The sequence below is a fragment of the Desulfohalovibrio reitneri genome (assembly GCF_000711295.1).
GTDB lineage: Bacteria > Desulfobacterota > Desulfovibrionia > Desulfovibrionales > Desulfovibrionaceae > Desulfohalovibrio > Desulfohalovibrio reitneri.
In genome coordinates this window covers 721,033-734,751 of record NZ_JOMJ01000004.1, presented here as the reverse complement: position 1 = coordinate 734,751, position 13,719 = coordinate 721,033, and the positions used below count along the sequence as shown (strand labels likewise).

The window sequence follows — 13,719 nt, the reverse complement described above, 5'->3', positions numbered from 1 at the left end:
ACCTGGCGATGACCGCGATGAGCAGTGTAATGAGTCGGTCCTGAAAAAGGCCTTTCAGATTGAATCAGGCGTACTTTAGTCTGCCCCGACTCCAGGTTCCGAAGCAGAGCCAAGGGGCGAAAAGAGACAAAAAGTGCTTCAGTCCCCGCATCCACTTCTTGAAGTTGAACGCGGCTGCGGCCATCAGCAGGTTGATCGCATCACCGAGGGCCCCTTTCAGGAAGTTTTTGGCCATGCGGAAGTCGTGTTTGAGATGTCCGATCACCGGCTCGATGCCAGCGCGTCTGCGAAAACGTTGCCTGGCCTTTCGTCTCTGGTAGGGCGTGTCGCTTTTCTTCGGCCGGCCCGGAATCAGAATGCTCGTGTCACCGACTTTTTTGCGCCCCCTGTAACCCCGGTCACAGATGGCCGCCTCGGGGCAGGATTCCGTGATTTGCGAAACTTGCTCCAGAACATCCGGCAGGGTGTGACCGTCGAAAACGTTCTCCTTGAAGGACATGGCTCCTACGATCACACCGGTGGTCTTGGTCCAGGCGATGGAGGCCTTGCGTCCGAACTCGTACTTTTTGTGCTCTTTGCCCTTGCCGATGCAAAGCACGTCCGGTTCGTGCAGGCTGTAGGTCTTGTTCTTGTCGGTACGTTTCTGGTCATGGACCCGGCGGAAGAGCTGCATAGCTTCCCTGTGCCTGGCCAACGAATCCTTGGGCAGTTTGCGCTCAAGTTCGCGGATCAGGACGCCAGCCATGGTCCGAATGCGTTTGATGATCTTGCGACTCTTGAATCGCTGGCGCAGGAGGCCTGGCAATTCACGGCGGAAACTGCGGCGCAAGCTGATTCCTTCGAACTCGGCGATGGCCCTGCATCGCTTGATGACCTTGGTCAGAAGCTTCACGTCAGTGGGGAAGGTGATGTTCTTCTCCTGGACCGTGGTGTCCACGGCGATCTCCCGCTCCATGGCGTCGTCGCCGTGCAGACCCACCGAGACCTCGAAGATCAAACGCGCCCCACCCTCGCCGATGCGTTTGCGGAAATAAACCAAGTCCGTGGGGTCACAAGGAAGCCTCCACCGGAAATGCGTCTCACCGCAGAAGGCCTGATAGTAGGGGTTCCGGACCCAAGCCTCAATGACACGCTCGTCGCTCAGATTTTCAAGCTGCTTGAGGATCATGAGCCCGACCATGAGTCTTATGGGCTTTGCTGGACGACCATACTCACTATAGAGGCTAGAAAACTCCTGCTCGAACCTTTCCCAGGGGATGTTCGCTGCAAGCTTGAGCAGCGGGTCCTTGGGATTGAGCTGATCGATGAGGTCCTCGTAGAGGAAATTGCCCTGATCGCTTTTGGCTGGCTTGGCCTTCATCATCACTCCCGAACCGGTGACGGCGCGACCGGTTTCTTGCAGAATCACTACAGTTCCTGGTCGAGAATGATACATTGAATGCTACACTTTGTTAATTCTTTTCAGTGTCATAGATGTTTTTCAGGGCCGACTAATGAGCAGGAACCAAAAGTATGCGCCTATGAGCCCGGAAACCGAAGGGGACTTGGCCTTGGAGAGCTTTTCCGTCCCTCTTCCCGGCTCCTCCTCTTTTCGCTCCTTGGTGGGAAACAGGACCATCAGCCCCCATATGAGCGCGGCCGCGGCCAGGAAGGGCAGCCAAAAGACCGACCACACCGGCGGACCGCCGGGCTGCAGCCAGACTCCCCCCGCCAGAGCGGCCACAAAGAGCAAGAGCGCCGCCCGGTAAGAACGCATCCACGCCTTGCGCGCCCGAAAAAGCATGGCGGACATGCCCATGAACACGATGGCCGCCGCCAGGGCCAGGAGAATGTGGAAGAGTATGATGCCGCGCGCCTCCGGTTGCCTGATCCACTCCAATAGGCAGTATAGTACGGTCCTTCCCCCCACCTCCACAGGGGAGGCAGGGGGGAGGTATCGGGTAGTGCGGTGATTGGGAGGGGTTAGCCCAGGTCCGCTTCCTTGCGGTTGGGTGGCGCCATGAACTCCGGCCCGGCGGGGTTGCGGATCTCCACCTCCAGGAGCCGGTCGATTCGCTCCATGTCCTCGTTGTCCAGGCTCCAGCCGAATACCTCCGGCAGGGCATCCATCTGGTGGGGATGGCGGCCGCCCCACAGGGCGATCTGGACTCCTTTGTCCAGCACCCATCGCACGGCGAAGGGCAGGAGATTGCTGGAGTATTTCTCGTGGGCGATGCCGTCTAGCTTCTCAGCCGCGTTCAGGTATTGATCAAAGCGGGGCTGCTGGAATTTGGGGTCAACCTTGCGCAGGTCGTCGCCGGTGAACTCCCTGTCGGCCGTCATCTTGCCGGAAAGCAGCCCCCGGCAGAGGGCACCGTATGTCATCAGGCCGATGTTGTTCTTCTCGCAGTAGGGCTTCACATCCTCCTCGATCTGCCGCTCGAAGATGTTGTAGGGCGGCTGACAGAGGTTAATGGGCGCGGCCTTGCGGAAGGTGTCCATCTGCTGCTGCGAGTAGTTGGACACGCCGATGGCCCGAACCTTGCCGTCCTGAAGCAACCGGTTCATGACCTCGGCCGTTTCCTCGAAAGGAACCAGCGGATCGGGCCAGTGGATGTAGTAAACGTCGAGGTAGTCGGTCCGCAGCCGCTTGAGGGAGTCCTCGACCTCCTTGAGAATGCGCTCCCTGGTTGAGTTGCGGACCACCGTGCCCTCATCGTCCCATTCCAGGGCCACCTTGGTGGAGATGCACACCTTCTCGCGCGGTTCGCGCCACTGCTCCAACGCCTTGCCCACGATCTCCTCGGAGCGGCCGAAGCCGTAGACCGGGGCGGTGTCCACCAGGTTGACCCCCTTGTCCAGGGCGGCGTGGATGGTGCGGATGGACTCGTCCTCATCCGTGCCGCCCCACATCCAGCCGCCGATGGCCCAAGTGCCCAGGGCCACGCGGGATACCTCCATGCCGGTTCCAGGGATGGTGACGTATTCCATATGAGACTCCTTTTTGGTTTACACTTTCCCGATTGTGACCGTCTTGGGGTCATGGCGAAAGGGGAGCCTTCGGGGAAATGGCGGGGAGTCGGGCGAAATCGATGTCCGCCAGCAGCGGGCGATGGTCCGAGGCGCGGCTGGCTTCGAAGCCGCCCATGACCTCCAGGTTGCGGAGGATTGCCCTGGGACGGCACCAGACGCGGTCCAAGGCCAGCATGGGCAGCCTGGCGGGGAAGGTCTTGGGGGCGGGGGTGGAACCGAAGTGGCGTTTCATGCGCCCCGGGCGGCCGGGAATCCACTCGTTGAAGTCGCCGCACAGCACCAAGGGCCACGACTCCGCCTTGACCTGCTCCATGAGCCAGCGCACCTGGGCGGTGCGCTCCACCGGGGAGAGACCCAGATGGGTGGTCATGACACGCAGGACGCCTCCCGGCGTTTCCAAATCCACGTCGATGATGCCGCGCGGTTCACGGCCTGGATGGCTGATGTCCACCAGTCTTCTTCCCAGCACGTGGAACCGGCTGAGCAGCAGGTTGCCGTACGGCGCGCCCTTCCGTTCCAGGGTGGGACCGGGCACGGCCAGCATGTTCAAGCGTTCCGAGACTTCCCCCAACGTGGGGGCGTGGTGCGGCTCGTCGTTTTCCGGGTCCAGAACCACCTCCTGCAAACAGACCACGTCCGCCCGCGCGGATTCGACCACAGCCAGCACCCGTTCCGGGTCGAACCGCCCGTCCCTGTCCACCCAGGCGTGCACGTTGTAGCTGAGAACCCGCAACCGGCTCACGGCGGGGGCTCCCCTCGGTCGTACCCCGCCAGCCTGCGGCGCAGCCACACCGCGTACTCTCCCGCTCCAACGGCCCAAAGCAAAATGAGCAGCAGCAGCGCCCAGTCGAATCCGGCATGCAACCCGGCAAGCAGCGCGCCGAGGCAATTGGCGAACACGATGCCCGGCACCACGCCCACGGCGGTTCCCGCCATGTAGGCGGGCAGGCTGGAGGGACCGGCCCCGAAGGCCAGACTGACTGAGGTGTAGGTGTCCAGGGAGACCAGGCGGGCCACTGCGGCGCTGGAAACCGGATCGCGATCCACATGCCGGTGCAGTTTTTCCAACTTTCTTCCCATAAGGCCAGAAAGACGATCGGCTCCCAGCAGGCGGCCAAAACCAAAACCTATGAGCCCGGCCAGCAGGCAGCCTATCCAGGACAAGCCCAACGCGTGGCCCAGCGGGAAAAAAACCGAGGCCGCCCCGCTGACCATCTGCAACGGGGTGAAGGCCAAGCCAGCCAGGGTCAGCAGCAGCACGGCCTGGGGAAAACCCGGTTGCTGGGGCGCGCCGTGCAGGGCCAGCCAGCCCACCACTCCGGCGGCCAATCCCAGACGGATGAGGTGGCGGTAGGGAGTGCCTTCTCCCCCGCCAAGCACCCAGGCGTCCATGACGCGGTCCACCAGTAACGGTTTGGAAGGGTCCAGCAGCCAGGACCGGGTCTCCCCTCCGGCTTCCTCGGGGGTATCGAAAGAGCGCAGCCGCCGCCGCGAGCCGCCCAGCCTGTCCGCCGCACCGGCCATGCTCCCGGCCTCCTCCTCCGCCTTTCGGAAGGCCTCCGGGGATACGCCCAGGTGGATGCCCAACAGCCGGCGGCGGGCATACTCCACCATCTCCCGCGCTTCGAACCTGTTCTCGGCGTCCAAAACCGCGTCGCATTCCGTGTCCAGCCCCATGGAACGATAATTGAGGTTGGAGGAGCCGACCCGCAGCCAGCGATCGTCCACCACCATAAGCTTGGCATGCACGTTGACCCACTTCTTCCCGAGGTCGGCCTTGTCCGGGTAGACCAGGGAGAGGCGTCCGTACTTGTCGCGGTGGCGCAGAAATGCCACGGCCTCCCGCCGCATGGCGTCCATGGTGGAACGCTGCAAGAGGTCCTGGCACCGCTCCGGAAGGACGATCATGATCTCCGGGCCGTCCTCCTCCAGCAAACGCTCCCCCAGGGCGTGCAGTATGGGCTCGGCGGTGAAGTACTGGTTCTCGATGTACAGGCGGCGACGCGCGGCCTTGATCAGGTCAACGTCCAGCCGCTCCACCTCGCGCACCTCGGGACGTCCCTTGAAGTCCGGGTCGGTACGGGCCAACCCCATACGTATCTTGGTGAACCACGGCTCGACCGAGACGGGCCAGGCATCCCCGCTTCGCTTGGCCGGGGCCAAGCGGTCTCCGGTGCCGCGCCACCAGCGGTGGCGAAACAACTCGTCCAGCCAAATGGCCGGCGTTCCCTCGAAAACAAGCATGGCGTCGTGGTATGGGGGATACCTGCCGGTGCGCGCGTCCACCCGCCTGGGGTCGTCGGCTTCGTGTCGTTCGGTGTCCCAGCGGCCGGGGGCCATGTCCAATCCGCCGCAGAAGGCCACCCGGCCGTCGCAGACCAGGAACTTCTGGTGGTGCGACCCGCCCATGGGGTAGTCGTCGTCCATGCGGAAGCGGATGCGCGGGTGGCGCAGCCAGTCCGGCCGGTGAAAAAGCAGGGGTTCGCGGGAGGGAGCGTAGAGCAGGGAATATCGCCAGAGCAGTATCTCCACCACCAGGGTGGGGGTGCGCCGGACGAGGTGGGCCAGATAGGGGCCAAGCTGGCTGGGTGCTTCCGGGAGAACGGGCGGGGTGTCGCCGCGCCACAGCCGCACCCGGCTGTCGAAGTCCCAGCCCGCAAGGCGGATGCGGTCGCGCGCCCCGGCCATGGACTGGGCCGCGGCCAGGAAATAGGCCTCCCCTTCGGGCAACAGGGCGGCCTTGGACGCCCTGCCCACCCGCCAGCAGTTTTCCCCCGCCGTGAGCATCTACCTCGTCATGGCCAGCAGGCTTCGCACCTCCTGGTCCTTCGTCTGCCCGAAGTCGTCGTACCAATAGCCCACCGCGCTGAACGGCTCCGGCGTAGCCAGACATTCCACTCTGTCGGCCTGTTCGGCAAAGGCCTCGCAGGCCTCCTTGCTGGCCACGGGCAGAGCCGCCACCAGCTTGGCGGGCTCCAGTTCGCGAATGGCCTTGAGCGCCACCCGCATGGTGGCCCCGGTGGCCGCCCCGTCATCCACCAATATGACGGTCTTGTCACGCAGTTCAAGGGGCGGCCGGCCCTGACGGTAGACCTCCTCGCGTCGGCGAAGCTCCTTCCCCTCGCGCTCGGCGACTTGCTGAATCTGGGCGTCAGTGACGTTGATCATGCTGATCATGCCCTGGTTGAGGACCATGACGTCCCCCGAGGCGATGGCCCCCATGGCCACTTCCTCCTGCCCCGGCGCACCCAATTTGCGGACCACGAAGACGTCCAGCGGCGCATTCAACTTCTCCGCCACGGGAAAGGCCACCGGCACACCGCCTCGAGGCAGCCCCAACACAATAAGGTTTCCTTCGCCGCGCAGGTCCGCCAAGCTTTCGGCGAGCTTGCGGCCCGCGTCGTCCCGGTTGCGATACAGAGCCATGCCTCCACTCCTTTCGGCTTTCCATTCACTTACCGCCTTCCAGCCACTCTCAAACAGGGGGCAAAGGGGTGAGAAAGCGGGGACGATGCGAAAAGCGGGACTCCCCGTGACGAAGTGTTCGGTTTCTGGCATATATCATCGTGAAAATCCGAAACCCCCTTCATCATCAACCCCCCATGGCGGCAATGCGACACGGCATAAGCAAGACGGACGACGGAACCTGGACCTTTTCCCTGTACGCTCCAAACCCGGAGCGGGTGGAACTGCACGTGGAAGGCGGCCCAGGAACGGTGGCCATGAACCGCGGACCGGACGGTTTCTGGCGGGCGGAGGTGCCCGGCCCGCAAGCCGGCGCGCGATACGCCTACGTGCTGGACGGCGGGGACAAGCGGCCCGATCCCGCCTCCCATCTGCAGGAGGAAGGGGTGCATGGCCCCTCCACCCTGGTTGCCCATGACGCCTTCCCCTGGACGGACGCCGGGTTCGTCCCACCGCCCAGGGAAGAGTGGGTCATCTACGAGTTGCACGTGGGCACTTTTACCGAGGAGGGAACCTTTCAGGCAGCCATTAAGCGGCTTGATTACCTGACCGCCCTGGGCGTGACCACGGTGGAGGTCATGCCAGTGGCCGCCTTTCCGGGGGAGCGCAACTGGGGGTACGATGGAGTGCAGCCCTTCGCTGTCCAGGCCAATTATGGCGGGCCGGAGGGCTTCAAGGCGTTCGTGGACGCGGCCCACGCGCGCGGCTTGGCCGTGGTGCTGGACGTGGTCTACAACCACTTGGGGCCCGAGGGAAATTATCTGCGCGAGTTCGGCCCCTACTTCACCGACCGCTACCAGACCCCGTGGGGCGAGGCGATCAACTTCGACGGCCCCGGCTCCGACGGCGTGCGGGCCTACTTTCTGGACAACCTGGAGCACTGGCTGACCCGCTACCACCTGGACGGTTTGCGGCTGGACGCGGTGTTTATGATCTTCGACGAACGGCCGGAGCACATTCTGGCCGAACTTTCCCGGCGCGCGGCCGAAGTGGGAGAGCGCACCGGCCGCGAGCCCGTGCTCATGGCCGAGGACTGCCTCAACCGCGCATCCCTGGTTCGGCCGCGCGATTCAGGCGGCATGGGCATGCAAGCCATGTGGGCCGACGACTTCCACCACGCCGTCCACTCCCTGCTCACGGGCGAACGCGGTGGCTACTACATTGACTATGGCGCCTTGGAGCAGGTGGCCCGCGCCATGGAGGACGGCTGGGCCTACCAGGGCGAGTACTCCCCGTTCCGCCGGCGCGCGCACGGCGAGCCGTGCGGGCACCTGCCAGGTGAGAGCTTCGTTTTCTGCATCCAGAACCACGACCAGGTGGGCAATCGCGCCCTGGGGGAACGGCTGCCCTCGCTGGTCTCCTTCGAGGCCTGCAAACTGGCCGCGGCCGCCCTGCTCACCGCCCCGGCCGTGCCCCTGCTCTTCATGGGCGAGGAGTTCGGCGAGGACGCTCCTTTCCTCTACTTCATCGACCATGGTGACAAGTGGCTTCTGGACGCGGTGCGGGAAGGACGGGCCGAAGAGTTCGCCGACTTCTTCAAGGACAAGGAGCCGCCCGATCCGGCGGCCCCGGAAACACTGGCCGCCTCCCGCATCGCCCCGGAGAAGCGGCTTACGGGTCGCCACGCGGCCATGTTCGCCTGGTACTCCCGTCTGCTGGAGCTGCGGCGGACCCATCAGGCGCTGCGACGTCCGGACAAGGAGCACTGCCGCTTCTGGTGCTTCGAGCGGGAGGGCCTGCTGGCCATGCGCCGGGGACGGCCGGGCGAACGCCTGCTCTGCCTCTTCAATTTCTCGGACAAGCCAGCCTCGGCGGACCCGGACGCCTTCCTGCCCGGTTGCCGGGTTCTGCTTGATTCATCCAACGACGACTTCGGTGGCACCGGAGGCGAACCCGGCTTGCTGCCACCTTACAGCGCCCGCATTCACGAGGAACAAACATGAACAGGTACATTTGCATTCACGGCCACTTCTACCAGCCCCCGCGCGAGAACCCCTGGCTGGAGGAGGTGGAGTTGCAGGATTCCGCCCGCCCATTCCACGACTGGAACGAGCGCATCACCGCGGAGTGCTACCGTCCCAACACCGTCTCCCGCATCCTTGACGACGAGCACCGCATCAAGGAGATCGTTAACAATTTCGAAAAGATGAGCTTTAACGTCGGGCCCACCCTGCTGGCCTGGATGGAGCGAAAGGCCCCCGAGACGCTGGAGGCCATCGTGGAAGCGGACGTGCGCTCCCGTGACCGTTTCGGGGGCCACGGCTCGGCCATGGCCCAGGTGTACAACCACATGATCATGCCCCTGGCCGGAGAGCGCGACCGCCGCACCCAGGTCCATTGGGGCATGGAGGACTTCCGCCGCCGCTTCGGACGCGACCCGGAAGGCATGTGGCTGCCGGAAACGGCCGTGGACCTGGAAAGCCTGGACATCCTGGCCGAGTTCGGCGTCAAGTTCACCATTCTGGCCCCCAACCAGGTCTCCGGGGTACGCAGGCTGGGTTCAGACTCTGAGTTTCACGACGTTTCCGGAGACCAGGCTGACCCTACCACTCCGTATGTCTGCAAACTGCCCTCCGGCCGGGAAATCGCCCTCTTCGTCTACGACGGCCCCATCTCGCGGGAGTTGGCTTTCGAGGGGCTGCTTACCTCGGGAGAGACCTTCCGCAATCGGCTCATGGGAGCCTTCACCGAAAACGGCAGGGAGTGGCCCCAGCTGGTCCACATCGCCACCGACGGCGAGACCTACGGCCACCACCACCGCCACGGGGAAATGGCGCTTTCCTATGCCCTCCGCCTCATCGAGGAGGACCCGGAAGTGGGGCTCATCAATTACGGACAGTACCTTGAAGAGCATCCTCCGCAGTATGAAATTAAAATCTTCGAGAATTCCTCCTGGAGTTGCGTGCATGGGGTGGAGCGCTGGAAGTCCGACTGCGGCTGCAACTCCGGCATGCACGGCGACTGGCACCAGAAATGGCGCAAGCCCCTGCGCAACGCCATGAACTGGTTGGCCGGGGAAGCCGCGTCCATTTACGAGGAACAGGGGCCGCAACTGCTGCGCGACCCGTGGAAGGCCCGGGACGATTACATCCACGTCCTGCTGGATCGCTCGCCGGAAAACCTCGACTCCTTCCTCTCGCACCACTGCACCAGGGAAGTGTACGGCGTGGAGCGGGTGCGGGTTCTCAAGCTGTTGGAGCTTGAGCGGTACGCCCAGCTCATCTTCACAAGCTGCGGCTGGTTCTTCGACGAGATATCCGGCATCGAAACGGTGCAGGTCATCCAGTACGCAGTGAGGGCCATCCAGCTTGCCCAGGAGCTGGGAGCCAAGGATTTGAGCAAGAAGTACGTTGGACGGCTCTCCCGAGCACCGTCCAATGTCTTCTCCAACGGCGCGGAAATCTACTCCAAACTGGCCAAACCGGCCCAGGTGGACATGCACCGTGTCTGTGCCCATTACGCCATGTCCGCCCTCTTCGCCGAGGAGGCGGAGCACGCGGATTTCGCATGCTACCAGGCGCGCTCCGTACACTTCCACCGGCTGCCCGCCGGCCGCTCCAACGTCGCCTGGGGCGAGGCGCGTATCTCCTCCACCGTCACCACGGAGAACGAATTCTTCCGCTTCGCCGTGCTCACCACCGGCGACCACAACGTTACCTGCGGCGTCAGCTCGGAACTCGACGAATCCGCCTTCAAGGCAATGGCCAAGGAGTTAAGCCAAGCCTTCGAGATGGGCGACATGGCCGAGGCCATCCGCACGCTGGACCGCCACTTCGGCAAACAGACCTACTCCGTACGCCACCTCTTCCGCGATGAGCAGCGAAAAGTCGTGGGCCGCATCATTCAGCCCACCCTGGACGAGGCGGAACAGTCGTACCGCTCTGTGCACGACGCCAACTACGCGCTCCTCAACTTCCTGCACTGGCTGGACATGCCGGTGGATTCCAAGCTCATGGACGCGGCCAAACACGTGGTCAATGCCGATATGCTTCGCCTGTTCGAGGACAGCGAGATGGACGTGGATCGCTTGCGCGGGCTCATTGAAGAGCGCAACCGCCTGGACTTGGCGGTGGAGACCGAAACCCTGCAGTATGTGGCCGCGGGGTGGATCAACCGCACCATGGAGCGCCTGAGCGAAGAACAGGACCCGCAAGCCTGGATGGAGACCGCCACGGCCGTGCGGAACGTCATGGAAGCCCTCGCGGACCTGCCCCTGCATCTCAATCTCGGACGCGCCGAAAACGTCTTCTTTGATCTGGCCCGGTCCAACGCGCCCTTCCCCGGCGGAACCGGCCGGGCCGAGCGGGCGGAGGTCTTCGCCCGGCTCGGTGAAATGCTGAAAGTGAGATTGCCATGATCCCCACGGCCACCTACCGCATCCAGTTCACTCCAACCTTCGGCTTCGACGAATGCCGGAAGATACTTGGCTACCTGAGCCGCCTCGGCGTGTCCCACATCTACGCCTCGCCCATCTTCCAGGCCCGTCCGGGGTCGGACCACGGCTACGACGTCTGCGACCACAACGCCATCAACCCCGAGCTTGGCGGCGAAGAGGCGCTTGCCGAACTAACCCGCGCCCGCAAGCGCCGCAAACTGGGCTGGATTCAGGACATCGTGCCCAACCACCGGGCCGTTTTCGGCGGCAACCGCACCCTGGTGGACCTGCTGGAGAACGGTTCCCGCTCCCGCTACTTCAATTTCTTCGACATCGACTGGAACCACCCCATAGAAAGCCTGCGCGGACGGATGCTGGCCCCCTTTCTGGGTGACCTCTTCGCCCACACCCTGGAGAACGGCGAGATCACCATCGGCCTGGACGAGGATGGATTCTATGTTCGCTACTACGAACTTCGGCTCCCCCTCTCCCTGGACTCCTACGCAGACATCCTCTCCCTGAACCTGCGGGAGCTGAAGCGCAGGCTGGGCGAAGATCACCCGGAATACGTCAAGCTGCTGGGGCTCATCTACTCCGTGCGCTCCCTTGGCGCGGCGGAAATCGAGGAGGAGTATTACGAGCAGATTTCCTTCATCAAACGGCTGCTCTTCGAGATGGCCAAGCCTTCCAAGCCTGTTGGCCGTCACGTCAACGACAACTTGGCCATCATCAACGGCGAAAAGCCGCGCGACGAGGAACGCCCCTACGACCTGCTGGCGGAACTGCTGGCCAAGCAACATTTCCGCCTCTCTTTCTGGAAGGTGGCTTCCGAGGAACTGAACTACCGCCGCTTCTTTTCAATCAACGATCTCATCTGCCTGCGGGTGGAGGACGTGGACGTCTTTGATCACACGCACGAGATGGTGCTGGAAAAGACGGCCGAGGGGGAATTCGACGGGTTGCGCATCGACCACGTGGACGGGCTGTACGACCCCACCGGCTACCTGCGCCGTCTGCGGGAGCGCGCTCCAAACGCCCTGCTTTACGTGGAGAAAATTCTCTGCCGCGAGGGCGGGGAGGACGAGCACCTGCCCGGCTTCTGGCCCATCCAGGGGTCAACCGGGTACGAATTCATGAACGCCGCCTGTGGCCTGTTGACCGACCCCGGCGGCGAGGAGCCATTCGAGTCCTTCTACCGCGAGTTCACCGGGCTGAAACAGTCCCTGGACGATCTGGCCGTGGACAAGAAGCGGGTCATCGTCCGCCGACACATGACCGGCGACGTGGACAACCTGGCTCGTCACGTCAACGCCGTGGCCTCGCGCGATCTGCGCGGCTTCGACATCACCATGAACGCCACCCGCGAGGCCATCGCCGAGGTGCTGTGCCGTTTCCCCGTCTACCGCACCTACGCCTCCGGCGAGGTATTCCGTCCGGCGGACATGACCTACATCCGCCAGGCCATCAACTCGGCCCGGCGGGCCAAGCCGGACCTGCGGCACGAATTCGACTTCCTGGAGCGGTTCCTGCTGCTGCGCTACGACGACCGGCTGGACGAGGAGTCCCGGCGCGAGTGGATTCACTTCGTCATGCGTTTCCAGCAGTATTCCGGCCCCCTCATGGCCAAGGGGCACGAGGACACCCTGCTCTACGTCTACAACCGTCTTCTTTCCAGCAACGAGGTGGGCGGCAGCCCGGAGAACTTCGCCCGCCGTCCGGACGATTTCGCGGTCTTTGTGCGGGACCGCGCCGAGCACTGGCCGCGGGGCATGAACGCCACCGCCAGCCACGACAACAAGCGCGGCGAGGACGCCCGCATGCGGCTGGCCGCCCTCTCCCAGTTGCCGGAGCAGTGGAGGCAGGCCGCCCTGGCCATGCGGGAGGCGGCCGCGCCGCTCAAGGGCAAGGCGGGCGGACGCCGCGCTCCCGACGGCAACGACGAGTATCTGGTGTACCAATGCCTGCTGTCCCACTGGCCGTGGGACAAGGAGGAGCGGGAAGGCTTCGCCGACCGTCTGGAGGCCTATCTGGTGAAGGCCATCCGCGAGGCAAAAGAGCATTCCGGCTGGTTGACACCGGACGAGGACTACGAGCGGGCCATGGTGGAGTTCGCCCGGGAACTGCTGGACGCCAAAAAGGGAAAGGCCTTCCGGGAGATATTCGAACCGCTGTGGGAGCGCGTCTCCCGAGCCGGAGCCATTCTCTCCCTGAGTCAGACCATGCTCAAGGCCGTCTGCCCCGGCCTGCCGGACGTCTACCAGGGCTGCGAGCTGTGGGATTTCTCCTTCGTGGACCCGGACAACCGCCGTCCTGTGGACTACGGCCTGCGGTCACGCCTGCTCACGGAGCTGGACAAGGCGGAGAAGGAGGACCGCGAGGGCCTGCTTGCCGAGCTTTTGGAGTCGCCGGAGGACGGCCGCGTCAAGCTGTTCGTACTCTCCCGGCTGTTGCGCCTGCGGGCGGAGATGCCGGACCTCTTCGAGCGCGGCGGGTTCGAGCCACTGATCTTGGAGGGGCAACAGGCGGGCTGCGCCTACGGCTTCGCCCGCACCGGCGAGGGCGGAACGGCCGTGGCCCTCTTGCCCAGGCTGTTCGCATCGGCCGCCGGGGAAACGCGCTTGCCCGTGGGAGCTTTCTGGGGCGACACCCGCGTGGCGGATATGTCCGAGGCGGCCGATCTGGAAGTTCCGCTTCGGGATATCTTCACCAGCCGGGAGTTCTCTCCTTCCTCCAGCCTCTACCTGAGCGAGGCCCTCAAAGAGTTTCCTCTGGCCCTGCTTGTGCCCGCACAGTAGGCGGCCCCAGCCAAGCCGCCACCTAAAGGAAAACGCCCTCCCCCGCACGCGGGTTGGGGCGTTTTCTTCACA

9 protein-coding genes are annotated in these 13,719 nt (G+C 64.0%); 3 read left to right on the top strand and 6 right to left on the bottom strand.

Features of this window, described 5'->3' with window-relative positions; genetic code table 11:
* Positions 1-64: 64 nt before the first annotated feature.
* The 6 genes from N911_RS0116010 to N911_RS0115985 form a co-directional block, all read right to left on the bottom strand.
* Complete coding sequence (locus N911_RS0116010; protein WP_237559957.1) at positions 65-1,360, bottom strand: IS5 family transposase; 1,296 nt, start codon at positions 1,358-1,360, stop codon at positions 65-67.
* Between the two features lie 120 nt (positions 1,361-1,480).
* Positions 1,481-1,879: a hypothetical protein gene (locus N911_RS0116005; RefSeq protein WP_029898919.1), complete on the bottom strand. Its 399-nt coding sequence runs from the start codon at positions 1,877-1,879 to the stop codon at positions 1,481-1,483.
* Positions 1,880-1,962: 83 nt separating this feature from the next.
* Positions 1,963-2,970: an aldo/keto reductase gene (locus N911_RS0116000; RefSeq protein WP_029898917.1), complete on the bottom strand. Its 1,008-nt coding sequence runs from the start codon at positions 2,968-2,970 to the stop codon at positions 1,963-1,965.
* 49 nt (positions 2,971-3,019) lie between these two features.
* Entirely contained in the window at positions 3,020-3,754 is a 735-nt protein-coding gene (locus N911_RS0115995; RefSeq protein WP_051694516.1) for an endonuclease/exonuclease/phosphatase family protein, read from the bottom strand.
* Positions 3,751-5,799 (bottom strand): phospholipase D-like domain-containing protein, encoded by a 2,049-nt coding sequence (locus N911_RS0115990; protein ID WP_029898913.1) that lies wholly within the window; start codon positions 5,797-5,799, stop codon positions 3,751-3,753. The genes N911_RS0115995 and N911_RS0115990 overlap by 4 nt, the downstream gene beginning before the upstream one ends.
* Positions 5,800-6,438, bottom strand: coding sequence for a phosphoribosyltransferase (locus tag N911_RS0115985; RefSeq protein WP_029898911.1), 639 nt, complete (start codon positions 6,436-6,438; stop codon positions 5,800-5,802). It abuts the gene before it with no gap.
* 185 nt (positions 6,439-6,623) lie between these two features.
* Between N911_RS0115985 and treZ the strand changes: the two genes are divergently transcribed.
* From treZ to treY, 3 genes are read left to right on the top strand one after another with little or no spacing between them, the layout of a single operon-like run.
* Entirely contained in the window at positions 6,624-8,420 is a 1,797-nt protein-coding gene (treZ, locus tag N911_RS0115980; RefSeq protein WP_029898909.1) for a malto-oligosyltrehalose trehalohydrolase, read from the top strand.
* Positions 8,417-10,834, top strand: coding sequence for a DUF3536 domain-containing protein (locus N911_RS0115975; RefSeq protein WP_029898907.1), 2,418 nt, complete (start codon positions 8,417-8,419; stop codon positions 10,832-10,834). Before treZ ends, N911_RS0115975 begins: the two co-directional genes overlap by 4 nt.
* Positions 10,831-13,647, top strand: a complete 2,817-nt coding sequence (gene treY / locus N911_RS0115970; RefSeq protein ID WP_029898905.1) for a malto-oligosyltrehalose synthase — start codon at positions 10,831-10,833, stop codon at positions 13,645-13,647. Before N911_RS0115975 ends, treY begins: the two co-directional genes overlap by 4 nt.
* Positions 13,648-13,719: the final 72 nt, after the last annotated feature.